Source organism: Hymenobacter ginkgonis, assembly GCF_009755225.1.
Classification (GTDB): domain Bacteria; phylum Bacteroidota; class Bacteroidia; order Cytophagales; family Hymenobacteraceae; genus Hymenobacter; species Hymenobacter ginkgonis.
In genome coordinates, this window is sequence record NZ_WQKZ01000004.1 from 1 (window position 1) to 26,910 (window position 26,910).

The 26,910-nt window shown below is 57.6% G+C and carries 21 protein-coding genes and 1 tRNA gene; 6 read left to right on the forward strand and 16 right to left on the reverse strand.

All coding sequences use genetic code 11. The annotated features are described in order from the left end of the window. Together GO988_RS16040 and GO988_RS16045 are read right to left on the reverse strand one after the other, a co-directional pair. Window positions 1–1,114: MFS transporter (locus GO988_RS16040; protein WP_157567382.1), on the reverse strand; the 1,114-nt coding region annotated here is incomplete at its 3' end. Between the two features lie 64 nt (window positions 1,115–1,178). Then, entirely contained in the window at window positions 1,179–3,374 is a 2,196-nt protein-coding gene (locus GO988_RS16045; RefSeq protein WP_157567384.1) for a RelA/SpoT family protein, read from the reverse strand. A 122-nt stretch (window positions 3,375–3,496) separates the two neighbouring features. Here GO988_RS16045 and GO988_RS16050 point away from each other — a divergent pair. The 5 genes from GO988_RS16050 (at window position 3,497) to GO988_RS16070 (ending at window position 10,359) form a co-directional block, all read left to right on the forward strand. Further along, window positions 3,497–3,578, forward strand: a tRNA-Leu gene (locus tag GO988_RS16050). 89 nt (window positions 3,579–3,667) lie between these two features. Then, complete coding sequence (gene tig, locus GO988_RS16055; RefSeq protein WP_157567386.1) at window positions 3,668–5,002, forward strand: trigger factor; 1,335 nt, start codon at window positions 3,668–3,670, stop codon at window positions 5,000–5,002. A gap of 150 nt (window positions 5,003–5,152) precedes the next feature. Then, window positions 5,153–5,860 (forward strand): ClpP family protease, encoded by a 708-nt coding sequence (locus tag GO988_RS16060; RefSeq protein ID WP_157567388.1) that lies wholly within the window; start codon window positions 5,153–5,155, stop codon window positions 5,858–5,860. A gap of 419 nt (window positions 5,861–6,279) precedes the next feature. Continuing rightward, complete coding sequence (gene clpX / locus GO988_RS16065; RefSeq protein ID WP_157567391.1) at window positions 6,280–7,503, forward strand: ATP-dependent Clp protease ATP-binding subunit ClpX; 1,224 nt, start codon at window positions 6,280–6,282, stop codon at window positions 7,501–7,503. 162 nt (window positions 7,504–7,665) lie between these two features. Beyond that, window positions 7,666–10,359, forward strand: coding sequence for a cyclic nucleotide-binding domain-containing protein (locus GO988_RS16070; RefSeq protein WP_157567393.1), 2,694 nt, complete (start codon window positions 7,666–7,668; stop codon window positions 10,357–10,359). A gap of 61 nt (window positions 10,360–10,420) precedes the next feature. Here the strand turns inward: GO988_RS16070 and GO988_RS16075 are convergent, their stop codons facing one another. The 5 genes from GO988_RS16075 to GO988_RS16095 form a co-directional block, all read right to left on the reverse strand. Next, window positions 10,421–11,467 carry an adenylate/guanylate cyclase domain-containing protein gene (locus tag GO988_RS16075; protein ID WP_157567395.1) on the reverse strand — a complete coding sequence of 349 codons (1,047 nt, stop codon included), beginning with the start codon at window positions 11,465–11,467 and terminating at the stop codon, window positions 10,421–10,423. Next, entirely contained in the window at window positions 11,464–11,847 is a 384-nt protein-coding gene (locus GO988_RS16080; RefSeq protein ID WP_157567397.1) for a response regulator, read from the reverse strand. The genes GO988_RS16075 and GO988_RS16080 overlap by 4 nt, the downstream gene beginning before the upstream one ends. 33 nt (window positions 11,848–11,880) lie before the next feature. Next, a complete protein-coding gene (locus tag GO988_RS16085; protein ID WP_157567399.1) occupies window positions 11,881–13,251 on the reverse strand; it encodes a sensor histidine kinase in 1,371 nt (456 codons plus the stop codon). Between the two features lie 34 nt (window positions 13,252–13,285). Beyond that, window positions 13,286–14,665: a sensor histidine kinase gene (locus GO988_RS16090; RefSeq protein WP_157567401.1), complete on the reverse strand. Its 1,380-nt coding sequence runs from the start codon at window positions 14,663–14,665 to the stop codon at window positions 13,286–13,288. An 85-nt stretch (window positions 14,666–14,750) separates the two neighbouring features. Continuing rightward, window positions 14,751–15,944, reverse strand: coding sequence for an NTP transferase domain-containing protein (locus tag GO988_RS16095; RefSeq protein WP_157567403.1), 1,194 nt, complete (start codon window positions 15,942–15,944; stop codon window positions 14,751–14,753). 180 nt (window positions 15,945–16,124) lie between these two features. On the opposite strand from GO988_RS16095, the gene GO988_RS16100 reads away from it, so the two are divergent. Then, window positions 16,125–17,339: a molybdopterin molybdotransferase MoeA gene (locus GO988_RS16100; protein WP_157567405.1), complete on the forward strand. Its 1,215-nt coding sequence runs from the start codon at window positions 16,125–16,127 to the stop codon at window positions 17,337–17,339. A 98-nt stretch (window positions 17,340–17,437) separates the two neighbouring features. Here the strand turns inward: GO988_RS16100 and GO988_RS23815 are convergent, their stop codons facing one another. From GO988_RS23815 to GO988_RS16140, 9 genes are all read right to left on the reverse strand, one after another. Beyond that, window positions 17,438–17,584 (reverse strand): MFS transporter small subunit, encoded by a 147-nt coding sequence (locus GO988_RS23815; RefSeq protein WP_198172825.1) that lies wholly within the window; start codon window positions 17,582–17,584, stop codon window positions 17,438–17,440. Between the two features lie 33 nt (window positions 17,585–17,617). Beyond that, window positions 17,618–19,027, reverse strand: a complete 1,410-nt coding sequence (locus tag GO988_RS16105) for an L-lactate MFS transporter (RefSeq protein WP_198172827.1) — start codon at window positions 19,025–19,027, stop codon at window positions 17,618–17,620. Between the two features lie 217 nt (window positions 19,028–19,244). Continuing rightward, on the reverse strand, window positions 19,245–21,803 hold the full coding sequence (locus GO988_RS16110; protein WP_157568347.1) for an FdhF/YdeP family oxidoreductase: 2,559 nt from the start codon (window positions 21,801–21,803) through the stop codon (window positions 19,245–19,247). 83 nt (window positions 21,804–21,886) lie between these two features. Then, the gene (locus GO988_RS16115) at window positions 21,887–22,222 is read right to left on the reverse strand and encodes a DUF7009 family protein (protein WP_157567407.1); all 336 of its coding nucleotides are present in this window, start codon (window positions 22,220–22,222) and stop codon (window positions 21,887–21,889) included. A 91-nt stretch (window positions 22,223–22,313) separates the two neighbouring features. After that, on the reverse strand, window positions 22,314–23,183 hold the full coding sequence (gene fdhD / locus GO988_RS16120) for a formate dehydrogenase accessory sulfurtransferase FdhD (protein WP_157567409.1): 870 nt from the start codon (window positions 23,181–23,183) through the stop codon (window positions 22,314–22,316). Window positions 23,184–23,288: 105 nt separating this feature from the next. Beyond that, the gene (gene lpxB / locus GO988_RS16125; RefSeq protein WP_157567411.1) at window positions 23,289–24,401 is read right to left on the reverse strand and encodes a lipid-A-disaccharide synthase; all 1,113 of its coding nucleotides are present in this window, start codon (window positions 24,399–24,401) and stop codon (window positions 23,289–23,291) included. Between the two features lie 106 nt (window positions 24,402–24,507). Then, window positions 24,508–24,921: a 6-pyruvoyl trahydropterin synthase family protein gene (locus GO988_RS16130; RefSeq protein ID WP_157567413.1), complete on the reverse strand. Its 414-nt coding sequence runs from the start codon at window positions 24,919–24,921 to the stop codon at window positions 24,508–24,510. 76 nt (window positions 24,922–24,997) lie between these two features. After that, entirely contained in the window at window positions 24,998–26,002 is a 1,005-nt protein-coding gene (locus tag GO988_RS16135) for a FecCD family ABC transporter permease (protein ID WP_157567415.1), read from the reverse strand. Window positions 26,003–26,007: 5 nt separating this feature from the next. Next, a complete protein-coding gene (locus GO988_RS16140) occupies window positions 26,008–26,901 on the reverse strand; it encodes an ABC transporter substrate-binding protein (RefSeq protein WP_157567417.1) in 894 nt (297 codons plus the stop codon). Between the last annotated feature and the right edge of the window lie 9 nt (window positions 26,902–26,910).

Genomic DNA, 26,910 nt, shown 5'->3' on the forward strand with positions numbered 1-26,910 from the left:
AGCCCATACACGCGATAATAGCGAACGAAACGCGCAAGCTGGTTTGGCCTGCTATTAGCCCAATGAGCGGAGGCCCGAGCAAGAATCCGGCAAACCCTACCGTCGATACTGCCGCTAGGGCTACCCCCGCCGGCATCGTGCGCGAGCGGCCAGCGGCGCTGTACACGAGCGGCACTACCGACGATACACCGAGCCCCACCAACATAAACCCAAGGGAAGCCATCACCAACGTAGGCCAAGCCACGGCCAGTGATAAGCCAGCTGTAGTAAGCAACCCACTGAGCTGCAACGTGCGTGCGCGCCCAAAACGGTTGGCGAACCAGTCGGCAATGAAGCGGCCAGTGGCCATCATGCTCATAAAAGCTGCAAAGCCAAGCCCTACCCAGGCATTTTGGGCCAACACTATTTTGCGGAAGTAAACGCCGCTCCAGTCGAACATAGTGCCTTCGGACAGCAGCGAGCAGAAAGCCAGCACTCCGAGCAGCATCAGGGCGCGGTCGGGCAGTACAAACAACGGCTGGTCGGCGGGGCGAGGAGCATCGGCGGGCACTAAGTAGGGGCGCATTAGCCCTACCCCCAGCCAAATGACGCTGGCCATAAGCGTGAAATGCTGCTCAGGCGAAATGCCCCAGCGAATCATGAGCGTGCCTAGTGCAGCCCCCATAAAACCAGCTAAACTCCAGATACCGTGAAAAGTAGCAAGTATAGATTTACCATATAGTGCTTCTACTCCTACCCCTTGCGTGTTGACGCTGATATTAGCCATATTGCTGCCAAAACCAAATACCACGAGGGCCGCCATCAGTTGGGTAGGGTTTTGGGCGAGGCCCAGTAACGGCAGCACTCCAGCATAGAGTAGTACGCCGGCTACCGTCATGGCGCGGCTACCGTAGCGCGACACCAGCCAGCCAGTGAGGGGTAGGGAAACTAGCAACCCCACCGGCACTGCCAGCAACACGCCTCCCAACGCAGTTTCGGAGAGGTGCAGGCGCTGCTGCACGGTTGGAATGCGCGAGGCCCAGGTAGAGAAACACAGGCCTTGCAATAGAAAAGAGGCACTGACGGCCACCCGATGAACGTGGCGGGGCCGCGGCGCGGCAACGGAAATCTGCATATGACCAGTACAACCAATTGCTGGCTGTAGAGTTAGCGGCAACCAGCTGGCTAGGCCAGTTAACCTAAGAGTCGAAGCGTTCTACTTGCAATACACCATTTACTTTGGCCAGCCGATGAATAAGCTTATCTAAGTGGTCGGTATCATTGACAAACACCAAAATCTGACCTTCAAAAAAGCCGTCGTTGGCATCGACTGTAATGGAACGCATATTTACCTTGAGGCTGGTCGAAATGATACGTGTCACGTCATTGACAATGCCCATGCGGTCCGAGCCTTTGAATCGAATACCGGCCAGAAACGCCAATTCAAGCTGGTCGGTCCACTTGGCGCGCACGATGCGGTTGCCATAGTTCGACATCAAATCGACGGCGCGGTGGCAGCTGGTGCGATGAATGATAAGGCCCGTTTCGGTTTCAAAGCCAAACACGTCGTCGCCCGGAATCGGGTTGCAGCATCGGGCCAAGCTGTGGTTAAATTTGTCGGTACGCTCGCCAACCACCAACATATCAGGCCTTACCCCCCTTATTTTCTGCACCTCGTGGTCGAATTTCTTCGGCTCCGCGCGTGGCTCAATGGGTGCAGGCTTGAAAAGAGAATCGCGGATTTCGCGGCCATCTAGCTGCCCAATGGCCAAGCGATAATAGAATTCCTGCGCATTTGCTACATTAAAGTAGGACAGCAGCCGCTGAAAGTTCTCGGGCGTGTTTTCGACGCCAATTAGCTCAAGGCGCTTTTCTAGAATAAACTTGCCATCATCGGCCTTCGAGCGCTTATCGTCGCGCAGAAAATCCTTAATGCGGTTTTTAGCCTTACTAGTAATTACATAGTTGAGCCAGTCGGCCGTGGGCCGTTGCTTGTGCGAAGTCAGGATTTCGACTTGGTCGCCGTTGCGCAGCTGGTAGCTGAAGGGCTCTAGCTTCTGGTTTACTTTGGCCCCAAGGCAGTGCAAGCCAATGTGCGTGTGGATATCGAAAGCAAAGTCGAGCGCCGTGGCTTTGTCGGGCAAAATAACGAGCTTACCCTTAGGCGTGAAGGTATAAACTTCCTTCACAAACAGGTTTTGCCGGAATTCATCCATGAATTCCAGGGCGCTGGAATTATTGGTTTCCAGCATTTCGCGCACCCGGTTTACCCAAGCCTCTAGCGTCGATTCGGGCTGGAGGCTACCAGTATCCTTGTATTTCCAATGGGCAGCGTAGCCTTTTTCGGCAATGTCGTCCATACGCCGCGAGCGAATTTGCACCTCTACCCATTGCCCCGGATGCGACATCACGGTGGTATGCAGGCTTTCGTAGCCGTTGGCTTTGGGCGTGCTCACCCAGTCGCGCAAGCGGTCGGGGTTGGGCTGGTAAAAATCCGTTACAATGGAGTATACCTGCCAGCAGGCGGCTTTCTCCTGCTCTGGCGGCACATCCAAAATGACCCGAATGGCGAACAAATCGTAGACCTCCTCGAAAGTCACGTTTTGCTTGCGCATCTTCTTGAGAATCGAATAGATACTTTTAGGCCTACCCTTGATTTCGTAGCTGAAGCCCTGTGCTTTCAACTCTTCATCAATGGGCTGCACGAACTCCTTAATAAAGCGATTGCGAGCGCTCTGGCTCTGTTTTACTTTACCCTTCAGCTCGGCGTAAATCTCCGTATCGGTGTACTTGAGGTGCAAATCCTCTAGCTCCGTTTTAATAGCGTAGAGGCCCAGCCGGTGGGCCAGTGGCGCGTAGAGATAGATGGTTTCCGACGCTATTTTGAGCTGCTTGTGGCGCGGCATCGAGTCGAGCGTCCGCATGTTATGCAGGCGGTCGGCCAGCTTGATGAGAATAACACGTACATCTTCGCTCAGCGTTAGCAGCATTTTGCGAAAGTTTTCAGCTTGCTCACTGGTGCCTTGCTCAAAAACGCCCGAAATCTTGGTTAGCCCATCGACAATGCGGGCCACTTTGGGGCCAAAATCGCGCTCCACATCCGAAATCTCGGTGGGCGTGTCTTCTACCACGTCGTGCAATAGGGCCGCTACAATACTAGTAGTGCCCAAACCGATTTCTTCTACCGCAATTTGGGCTACGGCCAGCGGGTGCAGGATATAAGGCTCGCCCGACTTGCGGCGCATGTCTTTGTGCGCCTCTAAGCTTTGGTTGAAAGCCTTTTTAATCAACTTGGTATCACCGCTTTGCAAATAAGGCTTGGCCGTGCGCAGCAAGCGGCGGTACTGACGCAGTATTTCTTGGCGTTCGGCTTCGAGGTCAATTACGGGGGACATAGTACTACAAATAACAACGTTTAGGAACGAAAGGTGGCTATTTGCGAACGATGTGCAAGTAACTTTTGCGTAGCCAGTAAATAAGACATACCTTTGCGGCCCCGCAGCGAACGGCTGCACTCGCGGATGTGGCGAAATTGGTAGACGCGCCAGATTTAGGCTCTGGTTCCGTAAGGTGTGTGGGTTCGAGTCCCTCCATCCGCACTTTTCAAGTTGAACAGGCCCCTGGCTAAGAGTTAGGGGCCTTTTTTTTAACCTTTCCGACTGGCAAGCACCAGCTTGCTCCCACCGTTTTGAATATTACGCTTGACCGCAATGAGGAGCAGCTAACCGGGCTGCTGAACGTGCATCTCGACGAAGCCGACTACAGCGATGCTGTAGAGAAGCAAATCAAGGAAACCACCAAAAAAGCGCAATTCAAAGGCTTCCGCCCGGGCAAAGTTCCGGCTGGGCTGGTGCGCAAAATGTACGGTAAAGGTATCCTAGCCGATGAAATCAACCGCCTGCTCGGTAGCACGGTTGACGGCTATTTGAAGGATAACAACGTTAAAATTCTGGGGGAGCCGCTGCCCGTAGCGAGCAACGTGGACTTTGATACGGACAAGTCATTTGACTTTCAGTTTGAACTGGGCTTGCTGCCCGACTTCGAACTGCCTGCCGATAACCAAGTAGAGCTGAAGCGCCCCGCCATCACGCTTGACGACGCTACCCTGGCCGAAACGCACGACCAGATTACCCGTCAGTACGGCGAAACCACCAACCCCGAGGTTTCGGAAGCCGATGATTACCTGTTTGGTAAATTGAAAAAGGAAGGTGCGGAAGGCGAAGGCCAGACAGTGCTGCTCCCTATCAATAAGGTGAAGAATGGCCAGGAGCGCTTCATTGGCGTGAAGGCTGGCGACACGCTGACTTTTGACCTGAGCGATGCCTTTGGTGGCGACGCAGGTGCTATCCGTAGCTTCTCGGGCCTGAGCCGTGAGGAAGCCGCTGGCGCTACCGGCAACTACGAGCTGGAAGTAGAAAAAATCAACCGTACGGCCGCCCCAGAAGCCAATCAGGAGCTTTTCGACAAAGTATTCGGTCCCGAAACGGTTGCTTCGAAAGAAGAGTACGACCAGAAGGTGCGCGAAACGGTGCAGTCGAACTACGACCGCGAGTCGGACAACGTGGTGAACCGTCGTCTTATCGACGCGATGATTGACAACACCACCATCCGCATTCCAGTGGAGTTCTTCAAGAAGTGGCTGGTGCGTGCCAACGAAGGCAAGCTCGATGCTGCCACTGTAGAAGAGCACTACAACGACTACGAGCGTGAGCTGAAGTGGAGCCTCATCCGCAACAAGCTGGTGGAAGACCTCGGCCTGAAAGTAGAAACCGAAGAAATCCGTAACCGCGTGCTGGACAAGATTTTGGGCCAATTTGGCGGTGGCATGCAACTCACCGACGAGATGCGCCAGGGCATGGCAGGTTTTGCTGACAACTACCTGAAGCAGGAGAACGGCAAAAACTACGTGCAGGAGTACGAGGCCATTCTGGCAGAAAAAGTAGTAGAGGCCCTGCGTGGCAAAGTTGTTGTTACGGATGAACCCGTAACGGCCGAGGAATTCCGCAACCAGAACGAAGGCTGAGCCTTCGGTTTGATTGAAGTTTAAGAAGCCTTTACGCCTCGCGTAAAGGCTTTTTTGTTGTCCGAACAGTACGTTTACAACATTCTGGTTCCTTACCCGTCTTTTGTTTTGCACACGGGCAGGCCCCGGCCTACCCTCTATTTTTACCCCATGCTGAATAAACAAGAATTTCGCAAATTTGCCGTGAAGGGCCAGGGGCTCAACGGTTTAACCGTAGACCAATATATAAACAACGTAGAAGGCCAAGTGCGTGGCGGGCTGATAATGCCGTCGAACATGACCCGTTCGGTCATTGAAGAGCGTCCGCAGAACTTCCGGGAAATCGATGTGTTTTCGCGCCTGATTATGGACCGCATCGTATTCTTGGGCACAGCCGTTGACGACTACATCGCCAACATCCTGACGGCGCAGATGCTGTTTCTGGAGTCGGCTGACTCGAAGAAGGATATCTTGCTTTACATCAACTCGCCCGGCGGCTCGGTCTATGCTGGCCTGGGCATTTACGACACCATGCAGTATGTGAATCCCGACGTGGCCACTATCTGCACTGGCTTGGCGGCTTCGATGGGTGCTGTGCTGCTGGCTGGTGGGGCCAAAGACAAGCGCTCGGCCCTACCCCACTCGCGGGTGATGATTCACCAACCTTCGGGTGGCGCGCAGGGGCAGTCGTCGGATATCGAGATTACGGCCCGCGAGATTCTGAAGCTCAAAAAAGAGCTGTATGACATTCTGGCAAAGCATACCGGCAAAACCTACCAAGAAATCCACGACAACTCGGACCGCGACTACTGGATGCGGGCCGATGAGGCCAAAGAATACGGCCTGATTGACGAGGTGCTGGAGAAAAAGCCGGCTTAGACCTCAAATAAAAGAGGGCTTAACTACGTTACTCTACAGTTCACGGACCTTGGGAAATGAGTTGAGTTTTAGATAAAAGAAGCTCTGGCTAAGTAGCTGGGGCTTCTTTGTTTTTAGGGGGGTAGGGCGCTCATGGCTTGCCTAGCTGCCTACCCCCTCTTTTTGCCTTATATACTTCACAGCGAGAGCCTCTGCATATTTCAGCAGCAGCTTTTAGCGCAAGTATCTAGACTGGTTAACTCGGCAGTTTAACTAGTTACTCCCATAAGATTGCCGAAACTTTTAGGTAGGGCTACTGCTTTTCAACTGCTACCATTCGCGCCCTCTTTGGGTTAATTCGTACCAAAAGAGATTAGCCAACTTACCTTTGTAGCCGTTTTCTTCTGAAAGCGCTGTTCTCCCCCTTTTGAACATTCCCAATGCCGGAAATAGCCTGCTCTTTTTGTAATAAGCCCAAGCGCGACGTCGCGGTGATGATTTCGGGCATCAATGCCCACATCTGCGAGAAGTGTGTAGCGCAGGCCCAGCACATTCTGAGCGAAGAAACCAAGCTGCAAGCCGAAGCGCGCCAGCCGAAGTTCAACCTCATTAAGCCCCGCGAGATTAAAACCCACCTCGACCAGTACGTGGTGGGCCAAGACGAAGCTAAGCGGGTAATGTCGGTGGCGGTGTACAACCACTATAAGCGCCTGATGCAGAAGCCACAGCACGACGAGGTGGTGATTGAGAAGTCAAACATCATTATGGTGGGCGAAACAGGCACGGGCAAAACCTTCCTGGCCCGGATGCTGGCCAAAATCCTGCAAGTGCCCTTCTGCATCGCTGATGCTACGGTGCTGACCGAGGCTGGCTACGTAGGTGAAGATGTGGAAAGTATCCTCACGCGCTTGTTGCAAGCAGCTGACTACAACCTTGAAGCCGCCGAGCGGGGCATCGTCTACATCGACGAGATTGATAAAATTGCCCGCAAGAGCGATAACCCTAGTATCACGCGCGATGTGAGCGGCGAGGGTGTGCAGCAGGCCCTGCTGAAGCTGTTGGAAGGCACGCACATCAACGTGCCACCACAGGGCGGCCGCAAGCACCCCGACCAGAAAATGATTTCGGTGAACACCGAGAACATTCTCTTTATGTGCGGTGGCGCATTTAGCGGCATCGACCGCATTATCAAGAGCCGCTTGAACACCAAGCCGATGGGCTTCGCGAAGACCAACTTGGATGAGCAGGTGAATACGCAGAATTTCTTGCGCTACGTGTCGGCCCAGGATATCAAGAGCTTTGGCCTCATCCCTGAGTTGATTGGCCGCCTACCCGTGCTTACGCACCTCAACCCGCTGGATAAAGCAACGCTGCGCCAGATTTTGACCGAGCCGAAGAATTCGCTTGTGCGCCAGTACCAACGGCTGTTTAGCATGGAGAATATTCAGCTGAATTTTACCGAGGAAGCACTGGAGTACATTGTGGAGAAGGCCGACGAGTACCGCCTTGGTGCCCGCGGGCTGCGCTCCATCTGTGAGAGCATCATGACCGATGCCATGTTTGAAATGCCCTCGGAAGCAGAAGTGGGCGAGTTTATGATTACCGAAAGCTACGCGCGTAGCAAGTTTGAGAAGTCGCCCCTGCGGCTAATGCGCGCCGCGTAAAGAACGCTCCCCTAAAAGAACGTCATGCTAAGCCCCGCGAAGCATCTCGCTCGCATCAGTTGGATACTAACCCCAACGGTGTGAGTGAGGTACTTCGCGGGGCTTGGCATGACGTTCTTTTTTAGCTTTCCAACAACTGAACCCTACCCTAACTTGCGGGCCATGACGATAACTGAGCGCGGGCAGCGGCTGCTAGGCGTGCGCCCCGAGGAAGGACAGACAGTGTGGCTGTTTTTCCTGCATAATTTCTTACTGGGCATCGGCACCATCTTGGTGTACGTGGCGGCCAATGTGCTGCTGCTCGAAAATAACCCAGAGCGCAATCTTCCACTGGCTTATGGCCTGGCCGCACTGGCTATGCTGATTGCCGGCCAAGTGTACGGCCATTTCGAGCACCATTGGCTGTTGCAAAAACTTGCGGGGCGAGTGCTACTGGCCACAGTGGCCCTCACAGGGGTGCTGGGCGTGCTGGTAGCTACGGGGCACTCGGTGGCGGCGGCTATCGCCATTATGGCGGGCTACCGGGTCATTTATTTACTGACCAATCTAGAATTTTGGGGAGTATCAGCAGTGGTGTTTGATGTGCGGCAGAGCAAGCGGCTATTTGCCATCATCAGCGCGGGCGATATGCCGGCCAAGGCGATGGGCGCCGTGCTGGCTATTCTCATTCATACCAACGCCGACTTGCCCTGGCTGCTCGGCACAGCCTTTGGGGCCTACCTAGCAGCCCTACTAGCGCTACAAGCTACCCTGCGTTCGCACGTAGTAGAGGCTGCCCCTGACCGCCGCCGGACGCGGCTGCAGGGGGTAGCGCCGGGCCTGCGGCGCTGGTTTGGCGATAGCCAACTGGTGCAGACAATGTGCCTGAGCCTGCTGGGTTTGGCCGCCGTCACGACTGGCATCGAGTACCTTTTTTTTGTGAACGTTAAGCACCGTTTTCACGACGAAGCGGCCGTGATGCGCTACGTAGGTACCGTGTTGGTTATCACCTATTTGCTGGCAATGGTGTTTAAGCTGTTGCTCTCGCAGCATACGCTCGACCGGCTGGGCGTGCGGTGGGTGCTGCTGGCCTTGCCGGTAGCCCTGCTGGGCGGCTTGGCGCTGTACGCCGGCCTCGACCGGACCGATGCGACTGCGCTGCTACCTTATTTCTGCGGCTTATACCTGGGGCTGGAAGTGCTGCGCCGAGCCGTGTTCGACCCGGTGTTTCTGCTGTTATTCCAGCCGCTCTCGGCGCCCGAGCGGCTGCAAGCCCACACCTTAGCAAAAGGCTTGTACGAACCGCTGGGCATGGCTCTGGGCGGCGGGCTGCTATTTGCGCTGCATGCACTACCAGGTGGCCAGACCTGGGCACCGTTTGGCTGGATGGGACTGCTGACAGGAGTAGTGCTGTATTTTTTGACGCGTACTTACCGCCAATATGTGGCCGAGTTGCAGCACTCGCTCAGTCTGCGCTTTACGGGAGAAGAGGCCGAGGCGACAACCGATTCGGCAGTCGCTGATGCTCTACCCCCCACCGCTAGCCCCAGCGAAATCAGGCAGCTTATTCGCAACCTGGGTACCAAGGCCGGCCGCACGGCTGCCACCCAGCGCTTGCTACACCTGGGCGAAACTGCTTTGCCTACTCTGGCAGAAGCGCTGAGTCTCAACACCGACCAATCGTTGGTGCGGCGCGTGGCGCAGGTGTGCGGCCGGCTGCGCACTGCCGCCAGCCGGCAACTGCTGGTGACGTTGGCGCGGCAGCCCCACCTATTTCGGCGCGAAGCGGCGTTGCGGGCGTTGCGTAATTTTGATGGGGTAGCAGCCGATGCGCCGCTGTTTCAGGCTTTGGTGCAAGAAGAAATGCACTTGGCCCAGCAACTACTACACGGCTTGGCCACGGCTGGCGCCGAACTCGCGCGCTGCCTAGACTACGAATTGACGCGCGCACAGCAGCGAATCTTTGGCTTACTTTGGCAGCTCTACCCCCCCCAAATTATCGCAGATGCCCAGCGCGGCGTAACCCACGCAACCCGCGAGCGCCAAGCTAATGCCCTCGAAATTCTGGACAACAGTATTGCCCGGCCTACCTACCAGGGCTTGCAAGCCCTACTTACCCTAGCCCCTATTGGTGAGAAAGAGCGCACGTTTGCCCGTATGCTGGGCCCTTTGCTAACGCCCGACCCTATTGTGGAAACGGTGGTGGAGCGCGGCGAGGCCATTTTTACGGACTGGACGGTGAGCGTGGCCCTTAGCCAGTGGCAGCCCACGGCTACTACCATCGAAGCGCTATCGCCACACTTGCGTAGCGCGAGCCCACTGGTGCGCGAAAGTGCTTTCCGAATACTGACTAAATTAGCTAACCAGCAGTCGGCGCTGTATCAACGCATAAATGCCGCTCATCAAACTCTCGACAGCCTCCTTATGAGCCACGCCGCTACCGTTTCTCACATTGCCGCCACCGAGCGAGTGCACGTATTGCAGCAAACCGCGCTGTTTGCTGAAACGCCCGAAAACGTGCTCAGCAGCATCGTGCCTATTATGAAAGAAGTGACCTTTGCCAATGGCCAGCAAATTTTTGCCAAAGGTGATTTGGGCACTTCCCTTTTCATCATTTACGCCGGAGAGGTAGGTATCTTCAACGGCCCACAGCGGCTGACAACCTTCGGCAAGGGCGACTTTTTTGGCGAACTGGCGCTGCTCGACGCGGAGCCCCGCTCGGCCTCGGCCCTGGCACAGGGCGAAGTAACGGCTTTCCGACTTGACCAAGAAGATTTTTACGACGTGATGGAAGAACGCGGCGAAGTGCTGCGCAATATTCTGCGGGTGCTCTGCCAGCGTTTACGCAAGCAAAACGAGGCATTGCAGAATAAATAACTCCTATCAGCCAGGGCTGTGCTATACTCGCCCTGGCTGATAGGAGTTGGGCGGCTACCCCCTACGCTACTACCTCGTAGGTCATGATGGGGTGTGCCTTGTTCTTTAGCTTTAGCTCGCCGATGGGCTGGCACTCAAAGCTTTCTTTTATGCGCTGATAAATAGATTCCGTAATGATTATTTGGTTCGGCTGCGCGGCCGACTGCAGGCGCTGGCTCACGTTCACGGTATCACCTATTACGGTGTAATCCAGGCGCTTGAGAGAGGCTGAGCCGATGTTTCCCGAGACCATTTCGCCGGTGTTGATGCCCATGCTCACGGCGGGGTGGTAGTCGGTGCCATCGGGCATCAGGTCGTGGTTGGCTTTTAGCTGCGTGCGCACCACGAGGGCCGCGTCGATGGCGCGGTCGAGGTGGTAGTCGCCCTTAAAAACCGCCATCACGGCATCGCCCATAAATTTGTCGATGTAGCCACCGTGCGCGATTACCTCGTGCACAATCTGGTCGAAATACTTGTTGAGCAGCGATACGACTGTGCCGGCCGGCTGCGTTTCGGAGAGCGAAGTGAAGCCGCAGATATCCACAAACATCACGGTAGCCTCCACCGTCTCGCTGGCCAGCAGCGTGTTCTCGAAACCGGGCCGGGCCATGAAATTGATGACCGTTTCATCGACGTACATGCGCAGGATATTATTCTCCTGAATGGCCCGCATCGTGTCGCGCAGTTGCTGCACGTGCACGATGGTTTTCTCCATTGTCAGCTCCAGGTCGTTAAAATCCACGGGCTTGCACACAAAGTCGAACGCCCCGCGGTTCATGGCGGCCCGGATGTTCTCCATATCTCCGTAGGCCGACACCATCACGGTTTTGGTTACGGGGTTATTTTCGTGCATGCGGCTGAGCAGCGTCAAGCCATCCATCACGGGCATGTTGATGTCGGAGAGCACAATGTCGGTGTCAGGATGCTCCCCTAAACGGTCGAGCGCCTCCTGCCCGTTGCTGGCGAAGATAAATTCGTAGGCATTCTCGCGGATTTTGCGGCGGAATTTCTGCTTGATGAGCAGTTCTAAGTCTGCTTCATCGTCTACGACCAGGATTTTCGTTTTCATGCGGTTGAGATAGCGTGGAGCTTATCCTTGAGGGCCGTAAAATCTACTGGCTTGGTCAGGAAGTCATTGGCGCCAAGTTCCATAGCTTGGTTGTAGCTATCGGTATCGCCGTAGGCAGTTATCATCATCACCAGCGGCGGCGGGGGCGGGATTAGGTCGTGCTTTACGTGGCGCAACAGTTCTAGCCCACTCATGCCGGGCATATTAATGTCGCTGAGAATGAGCACCACTTCGGAGTGGTGGCCAGTCAGGAAAGTCAACGCTTCCTCGCCCGAATAGGCAAAGGAAAACGAAAACTCACCGCTGCGGATTTCGCGCCGGAAGCGCTGTTCGAACAGCGTACGCACGTCGGGTTCGTCGTCAACTACCAGGATTTTCATGTCTTACAAAGTTAACGTAGTGGCCAATGCGGGTCAATCGGGCAGGGTAAGTACAAACTCGGTACCTTGGCCGGGCGCGCTAACTACCTGCAGCGTACCCCCGTGGCCCTTCACCACAATATCGTGGGCCAGCGACAGCCCCAGACCAGTACCTTCGCCGCTGGGCTTGGTGGTAAAAAACGGCTCAAAAATGCGCGCCTGAATATCCGGCGGAATCCCCACGCCATTGTCGCCGACCCGCACCTCTACCCCTCCGTTTAGGGGCTGGGTATGCACGCTCACAGTGGGCGTGTAGCCGGCTTCGCCGAGCTGCTGGCGCTTCTGCACCGCATAAAACGCGTTGGTGAAGAGGTTGAGCAGCACGCGGCCCAGGTCTTGGCTCAGGGCTTCGATGAGGGGTAGGCTGGGCGCAAAATCGGTTTGCAGGGTGGCATTGAAGGTCTTGTCCTTGGCGCGCAGGCCGTGGTAAGCCAGGCGCAAGTATTCATCGGCCAGGGCGTTGAGGTCGGTGGGCCGGCGCTCGCCGGTGCTGGCGCGGCTGTGCTCTAGCATGCCCCGCACAATGCCCGAAGCCCGGCCGCCGTGCTGGGTAATGCGCTGCAAGTTTTGCTTCAAGTCGCGCAACAATTCGGCTTCAAGCTCGGCGTCGCGGGTAGGGCGGGCACGCTCTTCCTCCAACTCGGCCACCAGCTCGACGCTCACATCGGCGAAGTTGTTGACGAAGTTGAGCGGGTTCTGAATCTCGTGCGCAATGCCGGCCGTGAGCTCGCCCAGGCTGGCCATTTTCTCACTCTGGATAAGCTGGCCCTGGGTGGCTTGCAGCTCGGAGAGCGTAGCCCGCAGCTCGTCGGTTTGGCGGGCCAGGGCGGCCGTGCGCTGGTTTATCATTTGGGCCAAGTCTAAGTTTTGCGCCTCGATGCGCTGCTTTTCACGCTCAGCCTCAAGACGTATTTGCTGCTCGGCCACTTCCGCCTTTTTATGATTGCGCGCCATTAGCCAGAATATTCCCTGCCAGATAAAGGCCACCATAATAGCTAGTTCCAGGGTATCGCTATTGGCTTTGAGAAACTGGGGCGCGACGATACCCAGTAGCAACTGCACGGTTGCGAGCAACACGTAGGGCACCAAGCCCACCCCAATAAGCCATGCTGGCCGGTAGGCGCGCAGCTTCCACCCTGCCCCTACCCCTGCCCACAACACTGCCAGCACAAAGGCATCAGCCAAGAGGTCAATGGAGCTGCCCGTATAGATGGCAATGGCAAACAGCACCACTGCGGGCTTCCATATTTGGGCCAGCCACTTGTCCCAGCCGGGTAGCCGGGTAGGCGTGTCCAAAAACCGCCGGCCCAACCACACCAAGCCCACGGCAATAGGCCCTTCGATTATCATGTTCGAGTCTGACATCAGGCAAGGCAAAAAACGGCTGAAACTTCTGTGCTTAAAAAGGCAGCGTAATACAAAATTCGGTGAATTCGCCCTCGCAACTTTCTACACTGAGCGTGCCACCGTGGCCTTTGGTAATAATATCGTGGCTCAACGAAAGTCCTAAGCCCGTGCCTTCGCCACTGGGCTTGGTGGTAAAAAACGGCTGAAACACCTTGGTACGCACCGCCTCCGGAATACCGGTGCCATTGTCGCGCACCCGCACTTCCACATCGTCGCCCACGCGCCGGGTTTGCACGCGCACGGTAGGCGCGTAGCCGGCTTCGCCGAGCTGCTGGCGCTTTTGCACGGCGTAAAATGCATTGTTGAAGAGGTTGAGCAGCACGCGGCCCACATCGGGTGCCACGGCCTCGACCAGGGGTAGCACCGGCGCAAAATCGGTTTGCAGGGTGGCATTAAAGGTCTTGTCTTTGGCGCGCAGGCCGTGGTAGGCTAGGCGCAAGTACTCGTCGGCCAGGGCGTTGAGGTCGGTGAGGCGGCGCTCGCCGGTGCTGGCGCGGCTGTGTTCTAGCATGCCCCGCACAATGGATGCCGCGCGCTGGCCATGTTGATTGATTTTGAACAAGTTGTGCTTCAAATCGCGTAGCAGCTCGTCCTCCAGGCCTGCATCGCGGGTAGGGCGCGCTTGTTCTTCCTCCAACTCGGCCACCAGCTCGGCGCTCACATCGGCGAAGTTGTTGACGAAATTGAGCGGGTTCTGAATCTCGTGGGCAATGCCAGCCGTGAGCTCGCCCAGGCTGGCCATTTTCTCGCTCTGGATAAGCTGGCCCTGGGTAGTCCGCAGTTCGTCGAGGGCGGTGTTTAGCTCAGCCGCTTGCTGCGTGAGGGCGGCGGTGCGCTCGGCCACCAAGCGCTCCAACTCGGCGTTTTGGGCCGCAATAAGTTGGCGTTCCTGCTCTTCCTTCTCACGCAGCTGCTCTTGCTTAATGAGGGCCTTTTTCTGGCTGCGGGCTAAGAATACCATCGCGAAAAACCAGTACGCATCCAGGCTGCCAAATATCTTAAACAGCGTGGTGAGGGGGGGTAGCAGCTGGTAGCCGCCCAGCTGCAGGCACACCGATATGAAGCGCTGCAACACCACCGGCGCCAAGCCCAGCAGCAGCGTGCGGGCCGGCCGGTAATGGCGCAGGCGCAGCAAGGTGGCCACTATCGCCCCAACGGCCACCAGCAAATACGCATCGTCAAGATGCGTATTTTTATAGTGCAGCACGGCCGTTATAGCAAAGGTGACGGCAGCTGGCGCCCAGAGCCAGCTCAGCAGGCGGTTCCAGCGGGGCAGGCGCTGGGGCACATCCAGCAGGCGCCGCACCAGCTGTACCAGCAGCATCACTACCCCTATTGCCAGCAGCAAATCCGCGTTGGTGTATCTATTCATTGGCGGCCGAACTAAGGCCCTGCAAGTTAAGCGCGCGCACGGTGTGGCCTACTACTTTCTGGTTGGCGGTGCCGTGCGCTTACGCTTAGGCCCGCGCCCCGCTGGGCGGGCCCGCTAGTGCTTGCTGCGCGGCGGCGCGCTCGTCGGGCGTGTTCACATTGCGCAAGGCATCGCCACCGGGGGTAGGCAGCACTTCCACATCGCTGTTGATGAGCATCTTGCGCGGGCACGAATAACCTAGGCCCAGAAAGCGCAGCAGCTCGGGGTAGGCCCGCGGCTCGAAAATGGTGATGAGCGGCTCGGGAAATTCGTTGCTCGGACTGCGAAAAGCCGTGGCCAAGCGATTGGGCTGGCGACCCGCTACCAGCTCGCGCAACGTATCGGCCGTGAGGAAGGGCAAGTCGCAGGCCAGCACGAGCCAGGCCGCGTTGGGGTCGCGCTGAAAGGCCGACAAAATGCCGCCCAGTGGCCCTAAGCCCAAAAAGGTATCGGGCAGCGGCTGCAAGCCCACGGGTAGCTCGGCGGCCTGCTCGGCACGGCACGACACAAACACCTCTTGGCAGACTTCGGCCAGCAGCGCGGCCGCTACTTCGCGTTGCTCGCGGCCCTGGGGGCCGTAGCGCAGTTGGCCCTTGTCGGTCTGCATGCGCTGGCTGAGGCCGCCGGCTAGCACGAGGCCGCGCAAGGGTGCTTGCCGCGCGCGCAGCCACTCGGCTACCCAGGCCGCTAAGCCAGCCGTATCGGCCACGGCAAACTGCGGAAGTTGGGCGTAGTTAGGCAAATGCGCTTGCAGGTACTCGGGAATTTTGCCTACCCCCTCGGCCAGCACCAAGGCTTGTACATCGGTCAGCTTCTCAAGCTTATGGGCTAGCGACTTGCGCGGGTCTATAAGCACGATTTGGTGGCGAGCGCGGAAGTGGTTGCCGTTCACCAGCACCAAGTCGGCGCCGGCCAGCAGTTCGGGCTGCGAAAAGCGGTCGAACGCCCGCAGGTCGTCGCGGCGGCGGAAGTGAATTTTATCGGTTACCTCTGCCCAGGCGCCGGCTTGCAGCAACGGGCTCAGGGTTTGAGCCGCCTCGGCGTCGCCGCTGGCGTGGTCGGCATCGACGTAGCCCAGGCGGTGCCCGGCCGGCGTCAGCGCCGCCGTGAGGCGAGCAGCCAAGCGCTGAATATCGCCGCAGGGCGCGCCCAAAAAGGCCAACTCGTGGCGGGCAAATTCGCCGATATCGGGGCGGGTTAGGGCAACGTGCTTCGAGCGGGGGGCGGGGGTAGGAGTCATAAGGCTTAGAACAATCGAACGGGAAATTAGCTTGAGGGCAAGCTACTGTTGTCAGCGAGAGGTGGGACGGCGAAGCCATCTATCCGCACATTTGCAAAAATTGAGCGCGCGTAGAAAGGATTGCTTTGCCATTCCATTTAGGTACTGATAACCGCTTTCCTTGGGTTTTACTTATTAGCCATGCTTTCCGTCGAAGACGCGTACCGCCAAGTGCTGGCCACCGCCCGCCCCCTACCCCCCGAAACTGTGCCCTTGCTCGCTGCTACCGGCCGCGTGCTGCACCAGAAAGTAGTGGCCGACTGTGACTTCCCGCCCTACGACCGGGTAACGATGGATGGCGTCGCCCTGCGGTTTGCGGCCCTCGAAGCTGGGCAGCTTGCGTTTCCTATCGAGCGTACGCAGCTGGCCGGCGCCCCGCCCGAGCCATTAGTTAACTCACAAGCAGCCATCGAGATTATGACCGGGGCAGCCCTACCCCCTGGTACCGACACCGTTATCCGCTACGAAGACCTTTCCTTCAGCGATAATCCGACACGCCAGGCTACCGTGCACGTGGCCCCACCGCGCCAGGGCCACAACGTGCACGCCCGCGCCACCGACCAATTGGCCGGCGCCCTGCTGCTACCCCCCGGCCAGCGCCTGAGCCCAGCCGACATCGCGGTGGCGGCGGCCGTGGGCGCGGCCACGCTGGCCGTAGTGCGCCGCCCGCGCCTGGCGGTGGTGAGCACCGGCGACGAAATAGTGCCCGTTGACCAGCAGCCCCTACCCCACCAGATTCGGCGCTCGAACGCGGCCATGCTGCAAGCCGCGCTGGCCACCGATGGCGCCTTGAGCGAGGCATTTCACTTCGACGATGACCTGGTGTCATTAAAAGCAGGCCTCCCCCCCTTGCTAGCCGACTTTGACGCCGTGCTGCTGAGCGGAGGCGTTTCGAAGGGCAAGGCCGATTTTTTGCCGCAGGCATTGCGCGAGTCGGGCGTCGAGCAGCTGTTTCATGGCGTGGCGCAGCGGCCGGGGCAACCCTTTTGGTTTGGGCAGCAGCCCGGTGGCGCGGCAGTATTTGCCATGCCCGGCAACCCCGTGGCCACCTTCGCGGCGTACTACCGCTACGTGCGCGGCTGGCTGCGCCAGTGCCAAGGCGCATTGCCCAAGGCGCCCATATTTGCTGAATTGGCGCAGGCCCTTGATTTCAAACCTACGCTTACCTATTTCATTCCGGTGCACTTAGAACCGACGGCCGATGGGCGCTTGCTGGCACACCCCGTTGCCACTAGCGGCTCGGGCGACTTAGCCGCTTTGCTAGCTGCCGATGGCCTACTGGAGCTAGCGCCCGACCTTACCCACTTTGCGGCGGGCACAGCCTGGCCGCTGTATCCGTACCGTACGCTGGAATAGAATAGCTAGGTAGGCTGCTGTATAGCACCTTATATCAAACTAAAAAGCCGCCTAGCTCCATCATGGAACTAGGCGGCTGTTTAGTTAGTAGCGGCTGTTTACTTAAATAGAGCCAGCGCTTTAATAAACGTTTGCGAGACGCCCCACAACAGGGGAACGCCTACGTAGAGCCAGGCCAGCGCCGTGGAGCCACCTGCCGAGCCTTCGGCCACGGCGGGAGCAGTTGCATTTGGTTTAGGAGTCATGTCGAAATAAGTTAACTGGTTAAAATCAGCTGTTTAGTGGCCGCCAGCCTCCGGTGTAACGGGGCCTTTTTCGTAGTATTTCTCGTTAACGGCCGTCACGGCCAAGTCGGCGAGGAAGCCCACGGCTAGCAAGCCGGCCATGGTATAGAACACTGTTTGATAGGCCGCGGCGCCGGTGAAGCCCGCAGCTTTGCGGCCCTCCGAAAGGCTGTGCACGATGAGCGGCCCCAGCACGCCAGCCGTGCTCCAGGCCGTGAGCAAACGGCCGTGGATGGCGCCCACCTGGTACTTGCCAAACAAGTCGGATAAGTAAGCCGGAGCGGTGGAAAAACCACCGCCGTACATACTGATAATTAAGCAGGCAACTATCACAAACAACGTTAGCTGTAAGTTGTGGCCCAGCGTTGGAATAAGCGCGTAAAGGATTACACCCAGCCCGAAGTAAATGAGGTAGATAGGCTTGCGGCCAATTTTATCCGAAGCCGACGACCAGAAGAAGCGTCCCAGCAGGTTGAACAAGCTTAGCAAGCCCACGAAGCCGGCGGCGGCGGCGGCGGTTACGCCCTTGCCTACCCCCATAGCGGCGTCGGAGAAGGTTTCCTGAATGAGCGGCGACGCCGTTTCAAGCACGCCGATACCGGCCGTCACGTTGCAAAGCAGCACCACCCACAACAGCCAGAACTGGTGCGTTTTGATGGCATTATCAGCCGATACGTTGGCTGTGGTGATAAGTGCATCGTGCTCTTGGCTAGGCACGTAGCCGGCCGGCTTCCAGTCATCGGCAGGTACGCGGATGGTCCACACGCCCCACTGCATAAACAGCAGGTAGATGATGCCCATGACGATAAATGTAGGCGCCACGCCCTGGGGCGCCGACCCTTTAAAATGCGTCATGAGGTTGGCAGCCAGCGGCGAGCCAATCATGGCGCCGCCACCAAAGCCCATGATGGCCATACCCGTAGCTACCCCCTTGCGGTCGGGAAACCATTTGATGAGCGTGCTTACTGGCGAAATGTAGCCGATGCCCAGGCCAATGCCGCCAATGAAGCCATAGCCGAAGTATAGCAGCCAGATATTGTGCAGGTGAATGCCGTAGGAGCCAATTAGAAAGCCCCCGCCAAAGCACAGCGCAGCAGCCAACATGGCCTTGCGTGGTCCTACGCGCTCTAGCCACTTGCCAAAGACGGCGGCCGACAGGCCCAGTAGCACAATGGCGATGGAGAACGTCCAGCCGATTTGGCCCGGCGTCCAGTCGGTAGCTGCGGGATGGGCTGGGTCGCCGCTGATGAGCGAACCCAGCGGCTTATTAAATACACTGAATGCGTAGGCCTGCCCAATAGCCAGGTGAATGGCGAGCGCGGCCGGCGGCACCAGCCAACGGTTGTAGCCCGCCGGGGCAATAGTGCGGCTGCGGTCAAGCAGCCCAGAGGAATTGTCAGCCATAGAGGGAGGTGGGGAGGGTGGAACTAGGTGGTGAATTTGGAGGTAAGGCACTAGGTCAGTGCAAGGTAGAGCTATCCTTTCAGCTGGCAAGGTAAGCTCGTGGTTTATTTTGCTAATCTGCTATAGTAGGGCTTTTACTCGGTTTGAGGCTAAGTGGTTGGGGAAATAAAAAGCCCCTGACGTAATTGCCAGGGGCTTTTTATGGTTGGTAAGTTGCTTAGGCTGATAAGGCCTCGGCGTGCTGCTTTTGCTGCTGCGGCGCCTTCGCTACCTTGGTGGGCGCTACGGTTACTATCACGTACTTCGAAGTGGGCGTGTTGCTTACTTTGGCCACGCTAGCAATGGGTACCAAGGGGTTAGCCTCGGGGAAATACGCCGATACGTTGCCTTTTGGAATCTCGTAAGGCACTACAATGAACTTCTCAACGGTGCGCTGTTCGCCCTCGTAGTGGCTCGTGATATCGATGAGGTCCTTGGCCTTGAGGCCGCGCTCGGCAATGTCCTGCTTGTTCATAAACAGTACCCGGCGCTCGCCGTGGATGCCCCGGTAGCGGTCGTTATACTCGTAGATGGTCGTGTTGAACTGGTCGTGGCTGCGCACGGTCATCAAAATGAGTTGGTCAGGCTCGAGCACGTACTTCTCCAGTTCGGTAGTAGTGAAATTCGCCATGCCATTCTTGGTCGTGAACTTGCGTTCACGCGGGCCGTTGGGCAGGTAAAAGCCGCCGGGCTTGCGTAGCTTTTCGTTAAACTTGTCGAAGCCTGGAATAACTCGCGAAATGTGGTCGCGGATGACGTCGTAGTTCTCCGTCATGGCTACCCAATCGGCCACGTTAGTGCGGTCGGGGCCGAGCGTGGCAATGGCTACCCCCGCCAGAATGGCGACCTCGCTCATCATCTGGCCTTCGAGGGGTACCAGCGCGCCCTTATTTTGGCTTACTACCCCCATCGAATTCTCGCAGGAAGTCATCTGGTGCCCAGATTTCTGCATGTCGATGTCGAGGTGGGTAAAGCAGGGGAGCAGCAGGCTAGTTCTACCGGTTACGAGGTGGCCACGGTTGAGCTTGGTGCCCACGTACACCGTCAGGTTTTGCTTGCGCATGCCTTCGGCAATCAGCTCGGTATCGGGGCCGGCCGACAGCAGGTTGCCGCCTAGGCTGAAGAATACCTTCACCTCGCCATGATACATAGCCTTGATGGTTTCTACTACATCGTGGCCGTGCTCGTAGGGCGGCTGGAAGTTGAATTCCTTACCTAGCGCGTCCTGAAACTCTTTGGTTGGCTGCTCCCACACGCCCATTGTGCGGTCGCCCTGCACGTTGGAGTGTCCACGTACTGGGCAAGTACCCGCGCCAGGCTTGCCGATAGCACCTTTCATCAGGTGCAGATTTACAATCTCTTGGATGGTTTGCACCCCCTGGCGCTGCTGCGTCACGCCCATGGCCCAGCAGGTGATAATCTTCTTTTTGGTGGCCAGCATGTTGGCGGCTTCCAAAAGTTGGGCCCGGCTGATGCCGCTTATTTGCTCAATATCTTCCCAATTGGTATTGCGGATATTCTGCTCAAACGACTCGAAGCCCGTCGTAAACTCGTCGATAAACGGCCGGTCTACTACTTGGCCGGGGTTCATATCCTCGGCCTCAAACAGGTGCTTCATGATGCCACGAAGCAACGCCATATCGCCATCTACCCGCACTTGCAGAAAAAGGTCGGTAATGGGCGTGCCATCGCCCAGCAGCACGCCCAGCGCCTTCAGCGGATTCATAAAATCCTGCGGATTCTTGAAGTGATTCAAGCCCGCCTCAATTAACGGATTGACGCTAATAATCTTAGCCCCGTTATGTTTGGCTTTTTGCAAAGCCGTGAGCATCCGTGGGTGGTTGGTGCCGGGGTTCTGGCCAATGATGAGAATAACCTCTGCTTCGTAGATGTCATTCAGCGTAACCGAGCCTTTGCCCAGGCCCAGGGTAGGGCTGAGAGCGGCACCGCTGCTTTCGTGGCACATATTCGAGCAATCGGGCAAGTTGTTGGTGCCGAACTGCTTGGCGAATAATTGAAACAAGAATGCCGGCTCATTAGGCACTTTGCCCGACGTGTAGAAAGCCGCCTCATCGGGCGATTTCAGCGCGTTTAGCTCTTTGCCCACAATGTCGAACGCTTCGGCCCACTCGATGGGCTCGTAGTGGGTGCCGCCGGGGCGCTTCACCAGTGGGTGCGTGAGGCGGCCGAGGTTGTTCTGGTCGCGGTCGGTCATGCGCGACAAGTCAGCCAGGCTGTGCTTGGCAAACAGCGCCGGGTCGGCCCGGCGGTCGTCGGCATCCGAGGCCGTCGCCTTGGCACCGTTCTCGCAAAACTCGGCTACCGAGCGGTGGTCGTCCGGGTCAGGCCATGCGCAGGAAGAGCAGTCAAAACCGTCTTTCTGGTTCATTTTCAACAGGCCCTTGGTGCCACGGGCCAAGCCTGCTTCACCCCAATTAAACTCCATCGACTTGATAACAGCCGTAACACCTGCCGCAATTTTGGCACGGGCTTCCAGCTTCAGGCCGGTTAGCTCCTCGGGGGGCTGCGCCAATACGGGGTAGCGAAATTTAGCACCAGCTACGTCGGGCGCCGGAATATGACGCTGGTCGCGCTCATTCTGCGGGTCGGGGCGGTAGTGGTCGGGTGCCGGTGCAGTGCCCTGGTCCGAGCGCTCGCCGCTCTTGGGTGCATTTTCGGCTTTTTGCTCCTCCGTCTTGCCAGCTTTGCTAGCGTCGTTGATGGGTGATTCTTCCATAATCATATCGTAGTCAAAGGGGTGGGATGCGTAAATAAGGTCGATGCGCAAGCTAAACCAAATACGTGCAACTGAAGCTAAAGCTAGTGTCGGCAGTCTAAGTCTTTCTCTACCAGAATACGTAATTTCTGGCCATCAGCGACAAGTATTTGGGCCGAAAAACCATTTATTTCAGTATCAGTCCACTCTTGCGCCTGGGCGGCCGGCACTTGCACAGCCAGCAGCCCAGCATCGTAGCGCAATTGCACGTCCGAGGCAGGCGCGGTGGCAGGCAAACGCTCCAAGGCGTAGCGCAGCGTTTGGGCAGGGGTAGGGCCAAAAGCGATGGTATAAGCAACCTCGCCCGTGGCCGCAAACTGCCGCACTTCCGCTTCCGAAAGCCGCAAACGCAGGGAGTTTTCTTCAAGTCTCAATTTCACAAGGCCATGGATTAAGGGAGGTTTTGGCAGATTCTATAGATTTTGTGAATAATAAGTGGCTGTACGCTTTAGCTTATAATTAAAATCTTTGTCAATCCGTGATTCGGTGAGCGTGCGTGTAAATGTTGAATCGGTCGTTGCGCACAAAGCCTAGCAGCGTCAGGCCAAACTCTTCGGCGGCTTCTACAGCTAAGCTACTGGGCGCTCCTACGGCGGCCAGAATGGCCACGCCAGCCACGGCCGCTTTTTGCACCAGCTCGAAGCTGGCCCGGCCGCTCACCAAGATGATTTGTTGGCTTAACGGCACTTGCCCCGCCAATAACGCAGCACCCACCACCTTATCGAAGGCATTGTGGCGGCCTACATCTTCGCGTACCAGCAGCAATTCGCCCGCAGCTGAAAACAGCGCTGTAGCGTGCAAGCCGCCCGTTTGCTCGAATACGCGCTGGGCCGCGCGCTGCCGCTCGGGCAAGGCATGGATGATGGCCGCTGACACCCGCGGGCTGTCTGCGGGCGGGGGGGTAGGGCAACTGCTAGCCCGCACCGCCGCAATGCTGGTTTTGCCGCACACCCCGCAGCTAGAGGTAGTGTAGAAGTGCCGCTCCAGGCGGTCTAATTCCAGCACCACGCCGGGGGCAAGCTCTGCGCGTAGCACATTGCCGCGCTCCTCGGGCCGGCGGGGGTCGGCACGGGGGGTAAGAGCCTCGATGTCGGCAGCCTGCTGCACTACTCCCTCGCTCAGCAAAAAGCCGGCTACTAGCTCGGCATCGTGGCCGGGCGTGCGCATCGTGACGGCCAGGGCGTGGGTTTGGCGCTGGCCGACGGGGCCATATGCTAAGCTAATTTCCAAGGGTGCCTCCACGGCCAGTAGGTCGGTGGCGGAAGTAACCGTGTGGCCTACCACACGCTGCACGGTCGTGCGCTCGGCACTGGCGGCGGGCGGTGGCTGAAGGGCGGACATAAACTAACAAGACGCTTTAAGACACGTCTTATCGTTGACCAATCAGCTAGCCAAATTGTTCAATAGTAAGCAGCTAAATAATAGGCCTTCAGCGACTGCACCAACTTATTTTTGCTGCAAGTATTTCACCATCAGCGCCGCCGCCTGGCGCGAGGCGCGGTGCTGGCCTAGCTTCTGGCGCAGTTCGGCGTAGCCGGCTTTTTGGCGAGCGACGTAGCCTTCGTCGGTGAGCAGGCGCTTTAACTCGTCGAGCAGGTTGCGGGCCGTAAAGCCATTTTGAATAAACTCGGCCACCACCTCGCGCCCCACAATAAGGTTGACCAGCGAGATATAGGGCACTTTAATCACAGCCTTGCCCACCAAATACGTGAGGCTGCTCGTGCGATAGCACACTACCTGCGGCACATTGAAAAGCGCCGTTTCGAGGGTAGCCGTACCGCTGGTTACGAGGGCTGCACTGGCCCGGCTAAGCAAGTCGTACGCCTGGTTCATTACCAGCTTAATGCCGTTTCGCTCAAAATGTTGGTAATAAGTACGGTCGAGGTTACTCACCCCCGCTACCACAAATTGATAGTCTTGAAAGGCGGGCAATACAGCCAGCATTTCGTGCAGCATTTCCTCGATTTCCTGTTTGCGCGAGCCAGGCAGCACCGCAATAATTTTCCGGTCGGGGTCGAGCCCGTGCTGGGTCATAAAGTCGGGGGTAGGCGTAAAATCCGCCACCTCATCCACTGTCGGATTGCCGATGTAATCGACCTTATATTCAAAACGTTGGTAGAATTCTTCCTCAAAAGGCAGAATCACGAACATGCGGTCGACGTAGGCCTTTATCTTTTCGCCCCGGCTCTGGTTCCAAGCCCATATTTTGGGCGAGATGTAATAGAACACCTTAATGCCCTGCGCCTTGGCAAATTGAGCCATGCGTAGGTTGAACCCACCGTAGTCTACCAAAATCAGTACATCGGGCTGGTATGCCAGAATATCACGCTGGCACTCCTTGAGGTAAGCGCGAAACTTGAGCAAGCTGGTAGCCGCTTCCCAAAAACCCATCACGGCTAGCTCGCGGTAGTGGCGCACCAGGTGCCCCCCTTCGGCCTGCATGAGGTCGCCGCCCCAGTAGCGAAAATCAGCAGCAGCATCCTGTTCTTTTAGCTCGTGCAGCAGGTGGGCAGCGTGCGTGTCGCCGGAGCGCTCACCGGCAATAAGGTAGTACTTCATGCTTTTTAATTATGAGGTATGAATCATGAATTACTGGTTGAAAATCAAGCTATTCACCAAGGATAATTAGCTTGTAATTCGTACTTCACAACTCATAATTTCGGCGCTAGCCGAAGTATTCCACCGCGTTGCGGGGTGTTTCGTAGATTTTGATGCAATGCAGCTGAGCGGGCGTAATGGCAGGCAGTTCACGCGTCAGAATCTGCCAGAAAGCCACGGCTAGGTTTTCAGTACTCGCCAATTGGCCCTTCAAAAAAGGCACGTCGAGGTTAAGATTTTTGTGGTCTACCTGGTCGGTGATATGCGTGCGAATAAGGTCGCTGAGTGCTTTGAGGTCAACTACAAAGCCGGTGTCGGGGTCGGGCTGGCCCTTCACCGTCACAATCATTTCGTAATTGTGGCCGTGCCAGTTTTCGTTGGCGCAAGGCCCAAACACTTCCGCGTTGCGCTCGGGGCTCCAGGCCGGGTTGTAGAGCTTGTGGGCGGCATTGAAGTGCTCGCGGCGGCTGACATATAGCATTTTAGGAAGCGGTTAGCGGGTGGCTGTTAGCGGATAGCGTTTCCTTTAGTAAACAGTAGCCACTGGCTAACCGCTATCAGCTAACAGCTTTTTTTAACAAATATACAAAAAAGGGTACCCCCAGCAGGGCCGTCACCAGGCCCACCGGTAGCCCGGCCGGCGGGTGCAGCAGGCGGGCCAGCAAGTCGCAGGCCAGCAAAAAGCCGCCGCCCAGCACCGCGCAAAAAGCCAGATTGAGCCGCCCAGTAGCACCGAGCAGCCCCCGCGTGAGGTGCGGCACCACCAGCCCTACAAAGCCCACTGGCCCGCACAAAGCCACTACCCCCCCCGTGAGGGCCGACACCAAAGCCAGCATCAGCCAGCGCAGGCGCACCACAGGCAGGCCCAGCGCCTGGGCTCGCTCCTCGCCCAACAGCAGCAGATTAAGGTCTTTTTGCAGAAAAACCAGCAGGCCCAAACTCACTGCTAAAATGCCGGTGGGGTAAGGCAGCACGGCCCAACCTGCGCGCTCAAACGACCCGAAGGCCCAAAATACCACTGTCCGCAGGCTATCCTGGTCGGCCGCCAAAAAGGTTATGAGGGAACCCACGGCCGCCGCCAGCGCCCCCACGGCTACCCCCCCTAGCAGCAGCGGGGCCGCTTGCAGCCGCCCCCGCCGCGAGCCAATAGCCACCACCAGCAATGTGGCGCCTAGCCCACCCGCCAGGGCGGCCAGCGGCGGCAAGTACAGCCCACCGAGCGTGAGCGCCGGAAAAAAAATATACGCCACAATAGCTCCTAGCGAGGCGCCCGATGCCGTGCCTAGCAGGTAAGGGTCGGCCAGCGGATTATTAACTAAGTTTTGCAGCAGGTAGCCACTTAGCGCCAGCGAGGCGCCCGCCAACCAAGCCAAAAGCAGCCGCGGCAGCCGCAATTCTATTAAGGCTAGCTGCGCCGGGTCGGTGGCGTCGTAGTGGCGCAGGGTTTTCCAAATAAAAGCGTAGTCGGTTGCATAGGAGCCTACCCGCAGCCCCAGGCCCAGCAGCAGCAACGTGAGCAAGCTGCCCGCGAGCAGCCACCGGCCAGGGTAGTGCTTAACCATCGGGGCTAGTTGTTTTTCAGCACTTTTTGCAGTTCGCGCACGGCCTCCACTATGCGGGGGCTGGGGCGTTGCAGCAGGTTGGGCGTGGTGGCATACACGCGGCGGCGCTGGTAGGCACTGGTGCGGCGCAACTCGGGGTTGTTCTTGAAAAATGTGCTGTCCATTTTGCCAAAGCGGCCGCCTAGCAGCACCTCCGGGTTAAGCTTGAGTACGTATTCCCGCGTCAGGGCTGGGAAGGGCTGCGGGAAAGTATCGCGCACCGCATTTTGCCCGCCCGCCAGCCTTATTTCGTCCGTAAACAGCGTGTTTTGGCCATAGACGTAGATGGGGTCGGCCGAAGCCAGCGCTAACACAGCCAGCGGTTTACCCGTAGTTTTTATGGGGCTAACTAGTAGTTGGAGTTGCTGTTGCAGCGAATCGGTGAGGCGGTGCGCTTGCGCCGAACGCCCCAGCAGGCGGCCCACATCATTGATGCCGCGTAGCACATCGGCCACGCGGCGGTACTTCTGGTAATACACCGGAATACCTAGTTGCCGCAGGCGCTCGGCCGCATCGAGGGGGGTAAGGCCCTCCACCGTAAATACCACGTCGGGATGCAGCGCCACGAGCCGCTCCAAATCGAGGGGGTAGGAGTTCACCACTGGCTTGCGCAGCACCGCCGCGGGGTAGTCGTCGGCCTGCGTACGGGCGATAATAGTGGCTGTATCGGCCACGGCATACAGTATTTCCGTCAGGCTAGGAGCCAGCGACACGACGCGGCGCGGGTGAGCCAGCAGGGTAAGGGTGCGGCCCAAGTCGTCGTGCACGACTACGGTGGCGGGGGTAGCAGCCGGCTTGCTTTGGGGCTGGCAAGCCAGCAAGCCGGCCAGCAGCCCGGGTAGAAGAAGCGAAAAGCGCATAGCTGCAAA

Excerpts from the sequence above, each read along its gene's own strand:
- GO988_RS16045 (WP_157567384.1), bottom strand. The coding sequence starts at position 3,374 with ATGTCCCCCGTAATTGACCTCGAAGCCGAACGCCAAGAAATACTGCGT.
- GO988_RS16060 (WP_157567388.1), top strand. The coding sequence starts at position 5,153 with ATGCTGAATAAACAAGAATTTCGCAAATTTGCCGTGAAGGGCCAGGGG.
- clpX (WP_157567391.1), top strand. The coding sequence starts at position 6,280 with ATGCCGGAAATAGCCTGCTCTTTTTGTAATAAGCCCAAGCGCGACGTC.
- GO988_RS16070 (WP_157567393.1), top strand. The coding sequence starts at position 7,666 with ATGACGATAACTGAGCGCGGGCAGCGGCTGCTAGGCGTGCGCCCCGAG.
- GO988_RS16075 (WP_157567395.1), bottom strand. The coding sequence starts at position 11,467 with ATGAAAACGAAAATCCTGGTCGTAGACGATGAAGCAGACTTAGAACTG.
- GO988_RS16080 (WP_157567397.1), bottom strand. The coding sequence starts at position 11,847 with ATGAAAATCCTGGTAGTTGACGACGAACCCGACGTGCGTACGCTGTTC.
- GO988_RS16085 (WP_157567399.1), bottom strand. The coding sequence starts at position 13,251 with ATGTCAGACTCGAACATGATAATCGAAGGGCCTATTGCCGTGGGCTTG.
- GO988_RS16090 (WP_157567401.1), bottom strand. The coding sequence starts at position 14,665 with ATGAATAGATACACCAACGCGGATTTGCTGCTGGCAATAGGGGTAGTG.
- GO988_RS16095 (WP_157567403.1), bottom strand. The coding sequence starts at position 15,944 with ATGACTCCTACCCCCGCCCCCCGCTCGAAGCACGTTGCCCTAACCCGC.
- GO988_RS16100 (WP_157567405.1), top strand. The coding sequence starts at position 16,125 with ATGCTTTCCGTCGAAGACGCGTACCGCCAAGTGCTGGCCACCGCCCGC.
- GO988_RS23815 (WP_198172825.1), bottom strand. The coding sequence starts at position 17,584 with ATGACTCCTAAACCAAATGCAACTGCTCCCGCCGTGGCCGAAGGCTCG.
- GO988_RS16105 (WP_198172827.1), bottom strand. The coding sequence starts at position 19,027 with ATGGCTGACAATTCCTCTGGGCTGCTTGACCGCAGCCGCACTATTGCC.
- GO988_RS16110 (WP_157568347.1), bottom strand. The coding sequence starts at position 21,803 with ATGGAAGAATCACCCATCAACGACGCTAGCAAAGCTGGCAAGACGGAG.
- fdhD (WP_157567409.1), bottom strand. The coding sequence starts at position 23,183 with ATGTCCGCCCTTCAGCCACCGCCCGCCGCCAGTGCCGAGCGCACGACC.
- lpxB (WP_157567411.1), bottom strand. The coding sequence starts at position 24,401 with ATGAAGTACTACCTTATTGCCGGTGAGCGCTCCGGCGACACGCACGCT.
- GO988_RS16130 (WP_157567413.1), bottom strand. The coding sequence starts at position 24,921 with ATGCTATATGTCAGCCGCCGCGAGCACTTCAATGCCGCCCACAAGCTC.
- GO988_RS16135 (WP_157567415.1), bottom strand. The coding sequence starts at position 26,002 with ATGGTTAAGCACTACCCTGGCCGGTGGCTGCTCGCGGGCAGCTTGCTC.
- GO988_RS16140 (WP_157567417.1), bottom strand. The coding sequence starts at position 26,901 with ATGCGCTTTTCGCTTCTTCTACCCGGGCTGCTGGCCGGCTTGCTGGCT.